This is a genomic window from Streptomyces sp. R-74717 (genome assembly GCF_047305335.1).
Classification (GTDB): domain Bacteria; phylum Actinomycetota; class Actinomycetes; order Streptomycetales; family Streptomycetaceae; genus Streptomyces; species Streptomyces atratus.
Window position 1 is genome coordinate 2311290 of sequence record NZ_CP102361.1, and the last position, 16221, is coordinate 2327510.

Annotated in this window: 13 protein-coding genes and 4 pseudogenes; 12 read left to right on the forward strand and 5 right to left on the reverse strand. The window is 70.5% G+C overall.

Annotated features, from left to right (window positions below; genetic code table 11):
* Positions 1-67 precede the first annotated feature (67 nt).
* Positions 68-1197: pseudogene (locus NRF20_RS10420) on the reverse strand (RNA-guided endonuclease InsQ/TnpB family protein); the annotation flags it as partial.
* Here NRF20_RS10420 and NRF20_RS10425 point away from each other — a divergent pair.
* Both NRF20_RS10425 and NRF20_RS10430 read left to right on the forward strand, forming a co-directional pair.
* A pseudogene (locus NRF20_RS10425) lies at positions 1187-1585 on the forward strand (dihydrodipicolinate synthase family protein); the annotation flags it as partial. The pseudogenes NRF20_RS10420 and NRF20_RS10425 sit on opposite strands and share 11 nt — an antisense overlap.
* Positions 1586-1614: 29 nt before the next feature.
* Positions 1615-1758: pseudogene (locus tag NRF20_RS10430) on the forward strand (ROK family protein); the annotation flags it as partial.
* Between the two features lie 26 nt (positions 1759-1784).
* Here the strand turns inward: NRF20_RS10430 and NRF20_RS10435 are convergent.
* Together NRF20_RS10435 and NRF20_RS10440 are read right to left on the reverse strand one after the other, a co-directional pair.
* Positions 1785-3014, reverse strand: a complete 1230-nt coding sequence (locus tag NRF20_RS10435; RefSeq protein WP_398629917.1) for an acetyl-CoA C-acetyltransferase — start codon at positions 3012-3014, stop codon at positions 1785-1787.
* Positions 3015-3117: 103 nt separating this feature from the next.
* Positions 3118-4047, reverse strand: coding sequence for a LysR family transcriptional regulator (locus NRF20_RS10440; protein ID WP_398629916.1), 930 nt, complete (start codon positions 4045-4047; stop codon positions 3118-3120).
* 200 nt (positions 4048-4247) lie between these two features.
* On the opposite strand from NRF20_RS10440, the gene NRF20_RS10445 reads away from it, so the two are divergent.
* The 4 genes from NRF20_RS10445 (at position 4248) to NRF20_RS10460 (ending at position 8127) form a co-directional block, all read left to right on the forward strand.
* On the forward strand, positions 4248-5165 hold the full coding sequence (locus NRF20_RS10445) for a CoA transferase subunit A (RefSeq protein ID WP_413754556.1): 918 nt from the start codon (positions 4248-4250) through the stop codon (positions 5163-5165).
* Positions 5166-5215: 50 nt separating this feature from the next.
* Positions 5216-5992: a CoA-transferase subunit beta gene (locus NRF20_RS10450; RefSeq protein ID WP_398629915.1), complete on the forward strand. Its 777-nt coding sequence runs from the start codon at positions 5216-5218 to the stop codon at positions 5990-5992.
* A 40-nt stretch (positions 5993-6032) separates the two neighbouring features.
* Positions 6033-7592, forward strand: a complete 1560-nt coding sequence (locus NRF20_RS10455) for a 3-hydroxyacyl-CoA dehydrogenase (RefSeq protein ID WP_413752458.1) — start codon at positions 6033-6035, stop codon at positions 7590-7592.
* A 142-nt stretch (positions 7593-7734) separates the two neighbouring features.
* Positions 7735-8127 carry a VOC family protein gene (locus NRF20_RS10460; RefSeq protein WP_398629913.1) on the forward strand — a complete coding sequence of 131 codons (393 nt, stop codon included), beginning with the start codon at positions 7735-7737 and terminating at the stop codon, positions 8125-8127.
* On the opposite strand, the pseudogene NRF20_RS10465 reads toward NRF20_RS10460, so the two are convergent.
* Both NRF20_RS10465 and NRF20_RS10470 read right to left on the reverse strand, forming a co-directional pair.
* Positions 8067-8849 (reverse strand): annotated as a pseudogene (locus NRF20_RS10465) (DUF6597 domain-containing transcriptional factor). The gene NRF20_RS10460 and the pseudogene NRF20_RS10465 sit on opposite strands and share 61 nt — an antisense overlap.
* Before the next feature lie 81 nt (positions 8850-8930).
* Positions 8931-10094, reverse strand: coding sequence for a YihY/virulence factor BrkB family protein (locus NRF20_RS10470; RefSeq protein WP_398629912.1), 1164 nt, complete (start codon positions 10092-10094; stop codon positions 8931-8933).
* A gap of 17 nt (positions 10095-10111) precedes the next feature.
* On the opposite strand from NRF20_RS10470, the gene NRF20_RS10475 reads away from it, so the two are divergent.
* The 6 genes from NRF20_RS10475 (at position 10112) to NRF20_RS10500 (ending at position 16212) form a co-directional block, all read left to right on the forward strand.
* Positions 10112-11749: an acyl-CoA dehydrogenase family protein gene (locus tag NRF20_RS10475; protein ID WP_413752459.1), complete on the forward strand. Its 1638-nt coding sequence runs from the start codon at positions 10112-10114 to the stop codon at positions 11747-11749.
* Between the two features lie 243 nt (positions 11750-11992).
* Positions 11993-13279 (forward strand): GAF domain-containing protein, encoded by a 1287-nt coding sequence (locus NRF20_RS10480; protein ID WP_398629911.1) that lies wholly within the window; start codon positions 11993-11995, stop codon positions 13277-13279.
* A 91-nt stretch (positions 13280-13370) separates the two neighbouring features.
* Entirely contained in the window at positions 13371-13964 is a 594-nt protein-coding gene (locus NRF20_RS10485; RefSeq protein ID WP_398629910.1) for a GNAT family N-acetyltransferase, read from the forward strand.
* A 169-nt stretch (positions 13965-14133) separates the two neighbouring features.
* Positions 14134-14217: a putative leader peptide gene (locus NRF20_RS10490; protein ID WP_311203059.1), complete on the forward strand. Its 84-nt coding sequence runs from the start codon at positions 14134-14136 to the stop codon at positions 14215-14217.
* 121 nt (positions 14218-14338) lie between these two features.
* Positions 14339-16036 (forward strand): nitrite/sulfite reductase, encoded by a 1698-nt coding sequence (locus tag NRF20_RS10495; RefSeq protein WP_398629909.1) that lies wholly within the window; start codon positions 14339-14341, stop codon positions 16034-16036.
* On the forward strand, positions 16033-16212 hold the full coding sequence (locus NRF20_RS10500) for a hypothetical protein (RefSeq protein ID WP_398629908.1): 180 nt from the start codon (positions 16033-16035) through the stop codon (positions 16210-16212). Before NRF20_RS10495 ends, NRF20_RS10500 begins: the two co-directional genes overlap by 4 nt.
* The last annotated feature ends 9 nt before the right edge of the window (positions 16213-16221 follow it).

Sequence of the window (16221 nt, forward strand, 5' to 3'; positions counted from 1 at the left end):
GCGTCCGTGTGTGCGGTGCGCCTTGAGGCGGGTTCCTGGTTCCTCCCCACCGATGGGTGGGGGTTGTGCGCGCTGCCGGGACGGGTCCTGGTCTTACGTGCGCTCCGCAGGCGTTTACCTTGTCCGTTGCCGGGCGAGGGCCCCCGGTCCGGGGGTGGGTGGTACAGCCTGTTGTGCGGCGCGGATGCGCCGTCCTTCGTGCTTGATGTTCTGGCCCGCGTTGTGGTCCCGGTCGTGCCGGGTGCCGCACGCGCTGCAGGTCCATGCCCGGATGTGCAACGGTTTGGGCCCGTCGCGGTAACCGCAGGCGGAACACACCTGCGAGGACGGGAAGGCGCGGTCCACCTTGGTCAGGGTGCGCCCATATCGGGTCGCCTTGTAGTCCAGCATGGTCACAAAGCTGGACCATCCCGCGTCGTGCACGGACTTCGCCAGGCGGGTGCGGGCGAGCCCTTTCACGTTCAGGCTCTCCACGCTGACAGCTTGGTTCTCGCGCATCAGCTTCGTGGACAGTTTGTGGTGAAAGTCCCTGCGCGCATCGGCCACCCTCGCATGAGCACGGGCCACCCTGATCCGCTGCTTGTTCCGGTTCCTCGACCCCTTCGCCTTACGAGACAGCCGACGCTGCTCCCTCTTCAGCTTCCTCTCCGCCCGGCGCAGGAACCGGGGCAACTTCACGCGGGAGCCGTCCGCCATGACGGCGAAGTGGGTCAGCCCCAGGTCGATGCCCTGATCCGTCTCCAGCGCGGGCAGCAACTCGTCCGCCGGGTCGGTCTCCACGACGAACGAGCAGAAGTACCGACCGGCACTGTCCTTGATCACCGTCACCGTGGACGGCACGGACGGAAGCCGACGCGACCAGCGCACCTTCACCGGCCCGATCTTGGGAAGGTTCAGCTTCCCGTCCCCGGTGAGCGACCAGCGGGCATTCGCGGTGAACCGCACGGATTGCCGGTTGTCCCGCTTCGACTTGAACCGGGGCTCGGCAACCCTCGGCCCCTTGCGGGTGCCCTTCAACGAGGCGAAGAAGTTGGAGTACGCCGTATCCGGGTACCGCAGCGACTGCTGCAGCACCACAGCGGACACCTCACCCAGCCAGCCACGCCCGGTGGTCTTCTTCGCCTCGGTGATGAACCGCTTCGACAACTCCGCCGACTTCAAGAACGGCTCGCCCGCAGCGCGGGCGTCCCGCCTCGCCGCCGAGCTGGGCGCGGACGCCCTGGTCGCGACCGCGCCGTTCTACACCCGCACCCACAGCAAGGAGATCGCCCAGCACTTCCGGCGGCTGCGCGCGGCGGTCGACCTGCCACTGTTCGCGTACGACATTCCGGCCGCCGTGCACAGCAAGCTCTCCGCCGCGCTGGTGCGCGAGCTGGCCGAGGACGGCACGCTGGCCGGCCTCAAGGACAGCAGCGGCGACGAGGGCGGACTGCGCCGGCTGATCGTCGAGCTGGGTGGCCGCGACGGCCGCAAGGACGGCCCGGCGCCTCGGTTCAGCGTGCTCACCGGCTCCGAACTCACCGTGGACGCTGCCCTGTTGGCCGGGGCCGACGGTGTCGTGCCGGGCATCGGCAATGTCGACCCGACCGTACCGGAGCCGTTGCCGGAGCCACGGTGATCGGTCTCGATCTCGGTGGTACGAAGATCGCCGCCGCGCTCTTCGGTACCGACGGCACGGTCCTGGCACGGCGCACCCGGCCCACCCCGGCCCGGGACAGCGCGACGGCCGTACTGGACGCACTCGCCGAAGCGGCCGCTGTGCGTCTCACTGCACGTGGTGTTCCTCAGGACGCGATGCGCTCGAAGATCGCGGCGAGACCCTGTCCGCCGCCGATGCACATGGTCTCCAGGCCGTACCGGGCCTCGCGGCGGTGCAGCTCGCGGGTCAGTGTGGCGAGGATCCGGGCACCTGTGGCGCCGACCGGGTGGCCGAGGGAAACGCCGGATCCGTTGACGTTGACGCGCTGCTCGTGGTCGGTGTCGCCGAGACCCAACTCGCGGGTACAGGCGAGCACTTGGGCGGCGAAGGCCTCGTTGAGCTCGATCAGGTCGAGGTCGGTGAGGCTGAGTCCGGCGCGGTCGAGGGCGGCCCGGGTCGCCGGGACGGGGCCGATGCCCATGGTCGCGGCGGGCACCCCGGCGCGGGCGAAGGAGACCAGCCGGACCAGCGGGGTGAGGCCGAGCCGTTCGGCGGTGGCCGCGCTGGTCACCAGGCAGGCTGCGGCCGCGTCGTTCTGACCGCTGGCGTTGCCCGCGGTGACGGTCGCCCCGGGGTCGGACTTCGCCATGATCGGGCGCAGCGCGGCGAGCTGTTCGGCGGTGGTGTCGGGGCGGGGGTGTTCGTCGGTGGTGACAAGCGTCTCGCCCTTGCGGGTCCGCACGGTGACGGGGACGGTCTCCGCGTCGTACCGTCCCTCCATAGCGGCCCGGCCGGCGCGCTGCTGCGAGCGCAGGGCGAGCACGTCCTGGTCGGCGCGGCTGATGCCGTACGCGCGGCGCAGATTCTCGGCGGTCTCGATCATGCCGCCCGGTACGGGGTGGTTGACGCCGCCGGCGGTGACCCTGCCGCGGGCCAGCGCGTCGTGGAGCTGGAGACCGGGGCCCTTGATGCCCCAGCGGCCGTCGTGCGTGTAGTACGGGGCGGCGCTCATCACGTCGACGCCGCCCGCGATGACGACCTCGCTGAAGCCGGCCCGGATCTGCATCGCCGCGTCGAGGACGGCCTGGAGGCCGGAACCGCAGCGGCGGTCGATCTGGGATCCGGTGACGGTCTCGGGCAGTCCGGCGTCGAGGGCTGCCACCCGGCCGATGGCGGGGGCCTCTGCGGACGGGTAGGCGTGTCCGAGGATCACCTCGTCGACCGCGGCGGGGTCGATTCCGGTACGGGCTACGACCTCGGCGATGACGCGTGCGGCGAGTGCGGCCGGCGTCTGCTGTGCGAACACTCCGCCGAAACGGCCGATGGGGGTGCGCAGCGGTTCACAGATGACGACATCGAGCTGCTGGTCGGGCACGGCGTGACCTTTCGGTGGCGAGGGGCGTATGCCGCCGACCCTTGCACCCGGCGACTGAGTCGGTCCAATATCCAGTTCACCCTGGTTCAAGACGTGGCGCGTCTCAATGGCGGCCTGGGGTGGTTCGGTCCCCGGCCGGACCCTCCGGCGTGGGCAGGGCCTCCTCCGCCACCGCGAGCACCGCCCGCAGAGCGGCGGAGGGGTTGTCGGCCCGCCAGGCCAGCGCCGCCTGGAGCCGGATGGGCGGTCCGGACAGGGGACGGTAGACGAGGCCGTTCTGCTGGATGTGCTGTACGGAGGTGACGGTGAGCGTCACGCCGACGCCTGCGGCGACCAACGCAAGGATGGTGTACGAGTCGGGTGCCTCCTGCACCACACGCGGGTTGAACCCGGCGACCTCGCAGGCCCCGACCATCGCGTCGCGCACCGTGGAGCCGGTGTTGGCGGGGAAGGAGACGAAGGGCTCCTCGGCGAGGACGTCGATGGGGACGCTCTCCAGCCGGGCGAGCCGGTGGTCCGAGGGCAGTGCGCACACCAGCTCCTCCTCGTCGATCACCCGGTACGCCACCCCCGGCTGGGTCACCGGCAGCCGGACGAACCCCAGGTCGAGCGAGCCGTCTGCGACCCGGTCGAGGGCGACATTGGCGTACGTCTGCCCCTTCATGACCAGTTCGAGGGCGGGGTGGGCGGCGCGCACGGCCCTGGTGAGGAGCGGCAGCGTCTCGTGGCTGGAGGCGCCCGCGAAGCCGATGGTGACCCGTCCGTACTCGCCGCGGCCGGCCGCCTTCGCGGCCCGCACCGCTGTGTCGAGGTCGTCGAGCACGGTCCGTACCGGCTGGAGGAAGGACTCCCCCGCGCTGGTGAGTCGTACCGACCGGGTGTTGCGTTCGAAGAGCTGGACGCCCAGCTCCTTCTCCAGCTGCCGGATCTGCTGGCTCAGCGGCGGCTGGGCCATCTGCAGCCGCTTCGCGGCCCGCCCGAAGTGCAGTTCCTCGGCAACCGCGACGAACGCGGACAGATGGCGCAGTTCCATGCCCGCTCCTCCGGCCACCGGCCGGTCTCCACCGGCCGGATCCATCGATCCGATTCATTAATCAGACGTCTTGATGCGACCTTAATTTGGTATTGGACAGCAATCAATAGCCGCTGACACGGTGGGGCCACGCGCATGAACAGGGGCGCACGCAGAGCCGGAGGAGCACCGTGGCCACGACGGACCGGAAAGACAAGACGATGTCGATGAAGGCTGCGGTAGCCGCCTTCGTCCACGACGGTGGCACTGTCTGCCTCGAAGGCTTCACCCATCTCGTCCCCACCGCCGCGGGCCACGAGATCATCCGCCAGGCCCGCCGGGACCTCACCGTCGTCCGGATGACCGCGGACATCGTGGTGGACCAGATGATCGCCGCGGGCTGTGTCTCGCGGCTGGTCTCCTCCTTCGTGGGCAATTCCTCCGCCGGATCGCTCGGCGAGTTGCGCCGTCGCGTCGAGAGCGCCGACCCGGCGCCGCTCGCCTTCGAGGAGTACAGCCACTACGGAATGATCTGCCGCTATCTCGCCGGTGCCCAGCGGCTGCCGTTCCACCCGCTGCGCAGCTACGGCGGCAGCGATCTGCCGTCCGTCAACAGCGATCTGCGCAAGGTGACTTCGCCCTACCCGGGCCCGGACGGCGAGGCCGAGCAGATCTATGTCGTACCGCCCGTCAACCCCGATGTGACGATCATCCACGCCCAGCGCGCCGACCGCAGCGGCAACACCCAGATGTGGGGCCTGACCGGTGTCCAGGCCGAGGCGGTTTACGCGGCGGACAAAGCGGTCGTCGTCGTGGAGGAGATCGTCGACGACGAGGTGATCCGCTCGGACCCGAACCGTACGCTCGTCCCCGCCCATGCGGTCGACGCGGTCGTCGTCTGCCCGCGCGGCGCCCATCCCTCGTTCGCACAGGGGTACTACGACCGGGACAACGCCTTCTACCGGGCCTGGTCGCACATCAGCAAGGACCCGCAGCGGCTCCAGGAGTGGCTGGACGAGTGGGTGCGCGGGACGGCCGATCACGCCGAGTACGTCGACAAGCTCGGCGAGGAGTTCTGGGCGGGCCTGGCGGTCGGCAATGCGCTGAGCCTGCCGGTGAACTACGGACGGCGGCTGTGAGCACGGAGACAGGACACGGGACGGAAACGGGACACGAGAAGGAACGGGCCATGACCACCACCGCACCGGACACCATCACCTCGTCGGAGCTGCTCTCCGTCGTCGCCTCCCGCGAACTGGCCGCGCGCCGCACCGTTTTCGCCGGGATCGGCCTGCCGACGCTCGCCACCGAGCTGGCGCATCTGACGGTCGCCCCGGAGATCGAGGTCGTGTACGAGTCGGGGGTCTGCGGCGCCCATCCCTCGCATCTGCCGGAGACCATCGCCGACGCCGTCCTGATCACCGGTGCCGAGGCGGTGCTCTCGATGCCCGCACTCTTCGGCTGCGTCCTCCAGGGCGGCCATATCGACGTGGGGTTCCTCGGCGCCGCGCAGATCGACCGGTGGGGCAACCTCAACACGTCCGTGATCGGCGACTGGGACAGCCCCTCGGTCCGGCTGCCCGGTTCCGGCGGCGGTATCGAGGTGATGGCCAACTCCCGGGAGGTCTTCGTCGTGATGCGCCGCCACAATCCACGCTCCTTCACCGAGACCCTCGACTTCTGCACCGCCCCCGGCCCCGACCGCGCACTGGCCGAAGGCATCCGGCCGCTGGGCGCCGGTGTCACCCGGGTCATCACCGAACTGGGCATCCTGGCCCGTGCGGGCATCGGCGAGGAGCTGCGGCTGGTCGCCGTCCACCCGGGCGTCACCGTCGAACAGGTACGGGCGGCCACCGGCTGGGACCTGCTGGTCGCCGACAAGGTCGGGACCGTACCGCCGCCGACCGCGGCCGAACTACGGCTGCTGCGCGAGGACGTGGACCCGGACCGCGTCTATCTTCGCTGAGACGAATCACATGTCACACCCCGAGAGGACCACAACCGCCATGCGTATCAGGATCGTCGGCGCCGGGGCCATGGGCCGCGGCATCGCCCAGTGGGCGGCGACCGCCGGACACACCGTCGAGCTGTGCGACGTACGTACGGAGGCGGTGACGGCCGCCGTGGACTTCGTACGGTCCATGCTCGAACGGGCCGTGCAGAAGGGCCGGATGTCCGCCGAGGACTCCGCCGCCGCCCTGGAGCGGCTGATCCCGCTCGACGACCCCTGGGTGGAGGGCCTGGACGTCGAGCTGGTCATCGAGGCCGTGCGGGAGGACCTCGACACCAAGACGGAGGTCTTCGGCCGGCTGGAGCAGGCGCTGCCCGCGACGGCCGTCTTCGCGACCAACACCTCCTCCCTGTCGGTCACCCGGATCGCCGCGGCGCTGAAGGACCCGACGCGCCTGGCAGGGCTGCACTTCTTCAACCCGGTACCGCTGATGAGGATCGTCGAGATCGTGCCGGGTGCGGCCACCCGTGCGGAGATCGTGCCGTCCCTCACCGCGCTCGTCGAGAGCTGCGGGCACCGTGCGGTCACGGTTGCCGACACCCCTGGATTCCTGGTCAATCACGCCGGCCGCGGTCTGGTGACCGAGGCGCTCGCGCTGCTGGAGGAGACGGTCGGAGACCCGGCGGGCATCGACCGGATCGCCCGTGATGTGCTCGGCCTGCGGATGGGCCCGTTCGAGCTGATGGACCTCACAGGTCTGGATGTGACGGCCGCGGTGATCGACTCGATCTGGCAGGGATTCCGGTACGCGGACCGGCTCCGCCCCTCCTATCTCACCCCGAACCGGGTGGCAGCCGGGCTGCACGGCCGCAAGACCGGGCGCGGCTGGTTCGACCACGGCCCCGAGGCGCCCGCCCCGGCCCCGGAACCACCGGTCACGGGCGACGCGGACCGCCCGGTGTTCGTCCACGGCGCCGCACCGCAGGACCGGGACGCGGCCGCACTGCGTGAGGCGCTGACCGCTGCGGGCGCCGTCGTCGAGACAGGCACGGAGCCGTCCACCGACGCCCTTGTACTGGTCCCGGTCTGGGGCATCACGGTGGCCTCCGCGATCGCCGCACACCGGCTGCCCGCGGGGCGCACCTTCGGCGTGGACCCGCTGCCTCCGGCCGGCCGGCGGCGGGTGCTGGCCGTGACCCCGGCGGCGGACCCGGCCGCCGCGCGCGACGCCCGCGCGGTGTTGGCCCGGGCGGCGGACGGCGACGAGCCCTACGCGGTCTCGGTGGTACGGGACACGGCAGGCTCGGTCGCTCAGCGGCTGCTTGCCTCGATCGTCTCGGTCGCGGCATCGATCGCGGAGCGCTCCATCGCCACCCCCGCCGATATCGACCTGGCCGTCACGGCCGGACTCGGCTACCCCGTCGGCCCGCTGGCCTGGGGCGACCGGATCGGCGCCGAACGGATGCTGGAGCTGCACCGGGCGCTGCACCGCACGACGGGCGACCCGCGTCACCGTCCGAGCCGCTGGGTCACCGAACGCGCCCAGCTCGGTCTGGCACTGACGGACCCGGGGACGTCACCCGCCGACTGCACGGCCGGCACCGCGTCGTCGTGACGGCGCGGCGGGACCTGCCGGGGGGCTTGCAGTCCCGGCAGGTCCCGCCGTACGCGGTCCGCGTCCCCGGAGCTGTCCGAGGATCACGGCCCATGTCCGTTTCGTACAAGACCCGTGGCGGGGCCCGGCCTACGGTCGGAACATGACTCCACGAATGGACGCGATCGGCATCATCACCGCGGATCTGGCCGCATCGCTCGCTTTCTACCGCCGGCTCGGTCTCGATATCCCCGCCGATGCGGAATCCGCACCTCATGTCGAAGTGACGCTCCCGGGCGGGCAGCGTCTGCTGTGGGACACCGAGGACGTCATCGGTTCGTTCGACCCCGACTGGACCGCGCCGCGCGGCGGGGAACGCCTCGGACTCGCCTTCCTCTGCGACAGCCCGGCGGAGGTGGACGCGGTGTACGACGACCTGACCGGCGCCGGATACCGGGGACATCTGAAGCCGTGGGACGCGATGTGGGGGCAGCGTTACGCGACGGTCCTCGACCCGGACGGCTGCGCGGTGTCGTTGTTCGCCGCCAACGGCTGAGGCCGAGCGCCTGCCCGGCCCCGTTACGTGGGCGTGAGGTAGGCGGTCAGGGTGGTCCCGGCCAGGTCGCGCATCTCCCGCGCCAGATGGGCCTGGTCGGTGCAGCCCGCTTCGACCGCCGCCTCGGCGTACGGCATTCCGGACCGGGCGAGGGTGAGCGCGCGCTGCAGCCGCAGGACCCGGGCAAGCGTCTTGGGCCCGTAGCCGAAGGCCGCGAGTGAGCGGCGGTGCAGCTGGCGGGCGCCGAGGCCGACCGTCTGCGCGGTGTCTGCGACGGACCGCCCGGCGCCGAGCTGTGCGGCGACGGACCGCATCACAGGGTCCGGCGGTGTCGTGTCGGCCGCCCGCCGCAGGGCGATGGTCTCCAGTGCGGCGGCAAGGTCGGGGGCTTCGGCAAGGCGCTCGTTGAGTACGCGGACCAGCGCGCCCGGCCACAGGTCCGCGAGGTCGACCCGGCGGTCGCGCAGTTCGTGCGCCGGTACGCCGAGGAGCGCGGGGGCCGTGCCGGGCGCGAAGCGGATGCCGGTGTACTGCCCGCCGGTCCCGACGGCCGACGTCCCGGCATGGGTGTCGGGGCCCGCGACGAGCAGCCGTCCGCCGATCCAGAGCAGGTCCATGCAGCCGTCGGGCAGCACCGGATGGACCGATCCTCCCGGCATACTCAGTGTCCACACGGTCGCACCGTCGAACCGCGACGCCCACTCTTCGTATCTGTCGGCCATACCTCACGCTGTTCCCGTCGGCGAACGGACTCGGCTTGTGCGGGCGCCGCACCGGCCGTACCCGCAGGACGGCGGGCGTCCTCAGTCGTCGGACGGGTTGTTCGACTTGTCCGACTCCTTGTCGCGGCTCGGCTGCAGCCTGGACTTCACATCGTCCGGCGGCAGGAACCTCGACCAGCGCTCCGGGAACTCGGACGGCATATAGGGACTGTCACCGTCGTCGTCATCGTCGTCCCAGTCCCCGTCCCGGTTCTCCGCCTGCGTCCGCGCGACGAACTCCGCGGCCTGGGCCGCCCGTACCCGCTCATTGGCCGCACGTGCCGCGGCCGTCGCCAGCGAGGGCCACACCCGGTCGATCGCGGCATTGACCGCCGCTCCGACCAGCACCGCGAACGCGGAGATACCGATCCACAGCAGGACGGCGATCGGGGCCGCCAACGAGCCGTAGATCGTGGGCCCCTCGACCGTACTCGTGAGGTAGATCCGAAGCAGGAAGCTGCCGAGCACCCACATCCCGAGTGCCACCAGCGCACCCGGCACGTCCTCGATCCACGGTGAACGGACCGGTACGGACACGTGATAGAGCGTCGTCAGGAACGCGATCGACAGCAGGATCACCAGCGGCCAGTACAGAACGCTTATGAGCTCGGTGCCCCACGGGATGAACTCCACGACCCGGTCGGGGCCGACCACGAGCAGCGGCAGCACGACGGCACCGAGCAGCAGCGCGACGACGTACAGCAGGAAGGAGAGCAGCCGCGTCTTGACGATGCCGCGCTGGCCGTCGAGACCATACATCACCGTGATCGTGTCGATGAAGACATTGACCGCGCGGGAGCCGGACCAGAGCGCGATGGCGAAGCCGATGGAGATGACATCGGGCCGGGCGCCGGTGGTGACGTCCGCCAGGAGCGGTTTGGCGAAGTCGTTCACACCCCGCTCGCTCAGCACCGTCTGCGCGGCATTGAGGATGTTGCGCTCGATGGAGGCGACCGTGGTGGTGCTGGTCCACGCGTCGACGTAACCGAGCAGACCGATCAGACCGAGGAGCAGCGGAGGCAGGGACAGCAGGGTGAAGAACGCCGCCTCGGCGGCGAGTCCCAGAATGCGGTACTCCATGCACGAGTTGACGGTGTCCTTGAGCAACTGCCAGACCATCTGCCGCTTGGAAACGTTGCGGTAGAGGACTCGGGCCCGGTGGAGCCGACCCGGTGGCCGCTCGGGTGTTTCATTTGCTGCCTGCACGTCCTTACCGTAGCGGCATGGCAGCCACCACCCACACAGTGTCCAACCAGGTACCGCCGCTGGTCGGCTACGACGTCTTCGCCGCCGACCGCGCGCTCACGGAGGCGGTGCAACGTCACTTGCCGCCCGAGCTCCTCGCCGAGGCCCGGGGCGAGCTCGGCGAGCTGGGCAGATCCGCGGGCTCCGCGCAGGCGCAGGCGTGGGGGGTGCAGGCGAACGAGAATCCGCCGGTGCTGCGTTCCCACGACCGGTACGGGAATCGCGTCGACGAGGTGGAGTTCCATCCGGCCTGGCACCGGCTGCTGGGTCATGCGGTCGCCGCGGGTCTGACCGACGCCTGGGGCAGGCCGGGCGGTCATGTGCGGCGGGCGGCCGGCTTCCTGGTGTGGACGCAGGCCGAGGCGGGGCACGGCTGCCCGCTGTCGATGACGCACGCCGCGGTGCCCGCGCTGCGGACCGATCCGGCGCTGGCCGCCGACTGGGAGCCGCTGCTGACCTCGAAGGTGTACGAGCAAGGGCTGCGGCCCGCGGCGCAGAAGGCCGGTGTGCTCTTCGGGATGGGCATGACGGAGAAGCAGGGCGGCACGGACGTACGGTCCAATACGACGCGGGCGGAGCCGCTGGCAGCGGAGGGCGAGTATCTGCTCACCGGGCACAAGTGGTTCTGTTCGGCGCCGATGTCCGACGGCTTCCTGGTGCTGGCGCAGGCGCCCGCCGGCCTGACGTGTTTTCTGCTGCCCCGGGTGCTGCCCGACGGCACGCGGAACACGTTCGCGATCCAGCGGCTGAAGGACAAACTGGGCAACCGGTCCAATGCGTCGAGCGAGGTCGAGTTCGACGGGACGTGGGCGCGCCGGGTCGGCGACGAGGGGCGCGGGGTGCGCACCATCATCGAGATGGTGGCGGCGACCCGGCTGGACTGTGTGGTCGGTTCTGCGGCGCTGATGCGGCAGGCGGTGGCGCAGGCGATCCACCACTGCACATACCGCAGCGCGTTCGGCGGGGTGCTGATCGAGAAGCCGCTGATGCGCAATGTGCTGGCCGATCTGGCGCTGGAGTCGGAGGCCGCGACGGTGCTGGCGCTTCGGCTGGCGGCGGCGTACGACTCCGACACGGAGAGCGAGCGGGCCTTCCTGCGGATCGCGGTGCCGACGGCGAAGTACTGGGTGACGAAGCGCTGCACGCCGATGGTGGGTGAGGCGCTGGAGTGTCTCGGCGGCAATGGTTACGTCGAGGAGTCCGGGATGCCGCGGCTGCTGCGCGAGGCGCCGCTCAACTCGATCTGGGAGGGCTCCGGGAATGTGCAGGCGCTGGATGTGCTGCGGGCGCTGCAGCGCGAGCCGCTGGCCCTGAACGCGTTCCTCCAGGAGGTCGGCAGGGCGCGCGGCGCCGATCACCGGCTGGACGGGGCGATCAAGGACATGCTGACGGAGCTCGCCGATCTGAACGGGATCGAGGCGCGGGCTCGCAGGCTGGTCGAGCGGATGGCTCTGGTGCTGCAGGGTTCGCTGCTGGTGCGCTGGGCGCCGCCGGAAGTCGCCGACGCGTTCTGTGCGTCACGGCTGGGCGGGGACTGGGGCACGGCATTCGGGACGCTGCCGCACAGCCTCGATCTGGCATCGGTCGTGGAACGGGCGCGGCCCGTCGAGCGTTAGCCGGAGGGGTACGGCAACGGAGGGTGGTGCTGCGCCGACACGGCACCACCCTCCATGCTGTGCACACCGAGCAGCGGGGCACAGGCACCACCGTGCGGTGTTCCGTCACTCTCGTACGGACCTGCACTCTCTCGCCAGAGTTGCAAAGGGTTGCAACCATTGTGCGGAGTGCGCACTGCCGGGACCCTCGCAGCGGGCAGGATGGGCCCGGGGCCGTTTGTCCGGCGCCGGCATCTGGGGGGAATGAGAGTGGACACAAGCGCTGCCGAGGTGACGCGATCGGCTGTGCCGCGGTCCGTCCAGGCCCTACGCACGATCCACCGCGCCAGGGAGGCGAAGGTCGTGGGCGAGCGTTCACCGGTTGCCCCGCGCGCGGAGATCGGCGCCTCGTGGGACCGGGTGCTGCGAAGCGGTATCGATCCGGATCAGTCCACCGAGAGTGTGCTGCTGGAGTTGGACGAGATCGAGCACCGGCGACGGAGTTCGACGCTGGGCGAGGTGATGCCGCTGCTGAGCGAGGGCCTGGTCTCCCTGGCGGATGCCGCCCAGCAGATCGTGGTGGTCACCGATGTGGAGGGCCGGGTGCTGTGGCGCCAGGGCAATACGGGGGTGCTGCGCCGGGCTGACGGCATCTGTCTGGCGGAGGGCGCGGCCTGGGCGGAGGCGAGCACCGGGACGAACGCGATCGGTACGGCGCTTGTCTCACGCACACCGGTCCAGGTTCATTCGTCGGAGCATTTCGTGCGCAGTCTGCACAACTGGACCTGTGCGGCGGCCCCGGTGCGTGATCCGCGGGACAGCCGGCTGATCGGCATCGTCGACATCAGCGGTCCGGCGTCCACGTTCCATCCGACCTCGCTCGCCCTGGTCGGTGCGGTCGCGAGGCTGGCCGAGAGCGAGATCAGGAACCGCCATCTCCAGGCGATCGACCGGCTGCGTTCGGTGGCGGCGCCGCTGCTGTGCCGACTTGGCGGGCGGGCCCTGGCGGTGGACGCCCACGGCTGGCTCGCCGCGGTGACCGGGATGCCGCCGGTCGACCGGCTGCCGCTGCCGAAGTCGTTGCAGCCGGGCCGGGTGTGGCTGCCGTCGCTCGGTATGTGCCAGGTCGAGCCGCTGCCCGGCGGCTGGCTGGTGCAGGTCACGGACGGGCCTTCGGACGGGCCGCCGCGACGGGTGGTGCTGGACCTGAGCCGGCCGCGCGGGCTCGCAGTCAATGTGGTGAGTGCGGTGGGCACCTGGACGCAGCGGCTCTCGCCCCGCCATGCGGAGCTGCTGTACGCCTTGGCGCTGCACCGCGAGGGGCGTACGGCATCCGAGCTGGCGAAGGACATCTTCGGCGACGCGACCCGGACGGTGACGGTGCGGGCGGAGATCTCGCGGATACGCCGCCATCTCGCGGAGGTGCTCGCACACCGCCCGTACCGCTTCGGCGAGGGGGTCGAGGTCGAGGTGATCCAACCGGATCATCCGGCCGATCTGCTGCCGCGCTCGACGGCTCCGGTGGTGGTCAGGGCACGTAAGGGCTCCTAGGACCTCTCCCCCGCCGCTTGCCGGCGGTCCCGCTGTCCGAGCCGCGGGACCGGCTTGGGCCCTGGCCGCACGGCATGGTTCCCTGGCAGCCATGAGCAACCCCGCGCACACCACTGCGACCACCGCCGAGGTCACCATCTGGTCCCTGGAACAGACCTCCCCCGACGATCTGCGCCCCGCCGCGGTCCCGGAGGGCGACGTGCGGATCGTGCGGTCCCAGGTCCCGCTGCCCGAGTTCAGCCGGTTCCTGTACACGGCAGTCGGCGGCGACATCCAGTGGACGGACCGGCTCACGATGACGTACGCGCAGTGGCAGGAGGCCCTGGACCGGCCCGGGGCGGAGACCTGGGTGGCGTACGAGAACGGCACCCCGGCCGGATACATCGAGCTGGACCCGCAGGACGACGGCGAGGTGGAGATCATGTACTTCGGGCTGATACCGGCTTTCCGGGGACGCCGGATAGGCGGCCATCTGCTCTCGCACGGCGTCGCCCGCGCCTGGGACCTGGCGGAACGCCGGCCGGAGCGGACACCGACGAAGCGTGTGTGGCTGCACACCTGCTCCAAGGACGGCCCGCACGCCATGGACAACTATCTGCGGCGCGGCTTCAAGCTGTTCGACACGAAGGTGGTGCTGGAACCCGAGGCGGCGACGCCGGGGCCGTGGCCGGGGGCGGCGCGGTAGCGCGCGGACGGCAACTCCCGGCGGCAGGTAGGGAGATTGCGGCCATTACGGACGGCCCGGCCCGGCGGATCGGGTGATGGGCACCACATCGTCTCGCATCACGGGACAGTGCCGTCCACATCATGGATAGTGGTGGACTGGTCCGAGATTCGCGTGACAGGCTTCCGTCATGTCTGGAACTGGAATCGCCTTGGTGAGTCGACGCCACGTCGACCTCGGCCGCGTGTCCAGCGCCATCTGTCCGGCGAGCTGAGAGTCCCAGCACCGCCGCGATCCCCTTTTCTCTTTTCTCTGCAAATCCTGCGCACCGCCGCGCCTCAGCGCGAGTGTGCAGTTCAGAGCCGCCCTCCTGCAGTCCCGAAGGACGTACCGTCATGGCCGCTACCCCGGAACAGCCTGCGACCACCACGCCCCGCCGCAAGACCGGACGCCACCGTGGCGAAGGCCAGTGGGCCGTGGGACATCACACTCCGCTCAACGGCAATGAGCAGTTCAAGAAGGACGACGACGGTCTCAATGTACGGACACGCATTGAGACGATCTACTCCAAGCGCGGTTTCGACTCGATCGACCCCAACGACCTCCGTGGACGCATGCGCTGGTGGGGCCTCTACACCCAGCGCAAGCCCGGGATCGACGGCGGCAAGACCGCGATCCTGGAGCCGGAGGAGCTGGACGACACGTACTTCATGCTGCGGGTCCGGATCGACGGCGGCCGGCTGACCACCGAGCAGCTGCGGGTCATCGGCGAGATCTCGCAGGAGTACGCGCGCGGCACCGCGGACATCACCGACCGGCAGAACATTCAGCTGCACTGGATCCGCATCGAGGACGTCCCGGCGATCTGGGAGAAGCTGGAGGCCGTCGGGCTCTCCACCACCGAGGCATGCGGTGACTGCCCCCGCGTGATCATCGGCTCCCCGGTGGCCGGGATCGCCGCCGACGAGATCATCGACGGGACGCCGGCGGTCGACGAGATCCACGAGCGCTACATCGGCAACAAGGAATTCTCGAACCTGCCGCGCAAGTTCAAGACCGCGATCTCCGGCTCGCCGGTGCAGGACGTGGTGCACGAGATCAACGACATCGCGTTCGTCGGCGTCGTCCACCCCGAGCACGGCCCGGGCTTCGACGTCTGGGTCGGTGGCGGGCTCTCCACCAACCCGCGTCTCGCCGAGCGGCTGGGCGCCTGGGTGCCTCTCGACGAGGTGCCGGACGTCTGGGCCGGGGTCATCGGCATCTTCCGAGACTACGGGTACCGCCGGCTGCGCACCCGCGCCCGCCTGAAGTTCCTGATGGCCGACTGGGGCCCGGCGAAGTTCCGCCAGGTACTGGAGGACGAGTACCTGAAGCGTCCGCTCGTCGACGGGCCCGCGCCCGCGGAGCCCAGCAGCCGCTGGCGCGACCACATCGGCGTCCACCAGCAGAAGGACGGCCGGTTCTACCTTGGATTCGCACCCCGGGTCGGCCGTGTGGACGGCTCCACCCTGGCCAAGATCGCCGACCTGGCGGCCGCCCACGGATCGGACCGGCTGCGCACCACCGTCGAGCAGAAGATGCTCATCCTCGATGTGGAGCAGGACCAGGTGGACTCCCTGGTCGCCGGCCTCGAAGCGCTCGACTTCCAGGTGAGGCCCTCTCCGTTCCGGCGGGGCACGATGGCCTGCACCGGCATCGAGTTCTGCAAGCTGGCGATCGTCGAGACGAAGGCGCGCGGCGCCTCGCTGATCGACGAACTGGAGCGCCGACTGCCGGAGTTCGACGAGCCTCTCACCATCAACATCAACGGCTGCCCCAACGCCTGCGCCCGCATCCAGACCGCGGACATCGGCCTCAAGGGCCAGCTCGTCCTGGACGCCGACGGCAACCAGGTCGAGGGCTATCAGGTGCACCTGGGTGGCGCCCTGGGCCTGGAGGCCGGGTTCGGCCGGAAGGTCCGTGGTCTGAAGGTCACTTCGGCCGAACTGCCCGACTATGTCGAGCGGGTCCTGGGCCGCTTCCGGGAGGAGCGCGAGGACGGCGAGCGGTTCGCGACCTGGGCGGCGCGTGCCAGTGCGGAGTCGCTGTCATGAGCGAACGCGCCGCACCGTTCTACTGCCCCTACTGCGGTGACGAGGACCTGCGCCCGCACGAGACCGGCCACGGCGCCTGGGAATGTGCCTCCTGCAACCGCGCGTTCCAGCTGAAGTTCCTGGGCCTGCTGACCCGGGGATTGCAGCGTAACGACGTTGAAGGGGAGGGGATATGACGCATGCCC

Bases quoted from the DNA above. Each gene is read 5' to 3' on its own strand.
- NRF20_RS10440 (WP_398629916.1), bottom strand. From the start codon at position 4,047: ATGGAACTGCGCCATCTGTCCGCGTTCGTCGCGGTTGCCGAGGAACTG.
- NRF20_RS10445 (WP_413754556.1), top strand. From the start codon at position 4,248: ATGTCGATGAAGGCTGCGGTAGCCGCCTTCGTCCACGACGGTGGCACT.
- NRF20_RS10450 (WP_398629915.1), top strand. From the start codon at position 5,216: ATGACCACCACCGCACCGGACACCATCACCTCGTCGGAGCTGCTCTCC.
- NRF20_RS10455 (WP_413752458.1), top strand. From the start codon at position 6,033: ATGCGTATCAGGATCGTCGGCGCCGGGGCCATGGGCCGCGGCATCGCC.
- NRF20_RS10460 (WP_398629913.1), top strand. From the start codon at position 7,735: ATGACTCCACGAATGGACGCGATCGGCATCATCACCGCGGATCTGGCC.
- NRF20_RS10475 (WP_413752459.1), top strand. From the start codon at position 10,112: ATGGCAGCCACCACCCACACAGTGTCCAACCAGGTACCGCCGCTGGTC.
- NRF20_RS10480 (WP_398629911.1), top strand. From the start codon at position 11,993: ATGAGAGTGGACACAAGCGCTGCCGAGGTGACGCGATCGGCTGTGCCG.
- NRF20_RS10485 (WP_398629910.1), top strand. From the start codon at position 13,371: ATGAGCAACCCCGCGCACACCACTGCGACCACCGCCGAGGTCACCATC.
- NRF20_RS10490 (WP_311203059.1), top strand. From the start codon at position 14,134: ATGTCTGGAACTGGAATCGCCTTGGTGAGTCGACGCCACGTCGACCTC.
- NRF20_RS10495 (WP_398629909.1), top strand. From the start codon at position 14,339: ATGGCCGCTACCCCGGAACAGCCTGCGACCACCACGCCCCGCCGCAAG.
- NRF20_RS10500 (WP_398629908.1), top strand. From the start codon at position 16,033: ATGAGCGAACGCGCCGCACCGTTCTACTGCCCCTACTGCGGTGACGAG.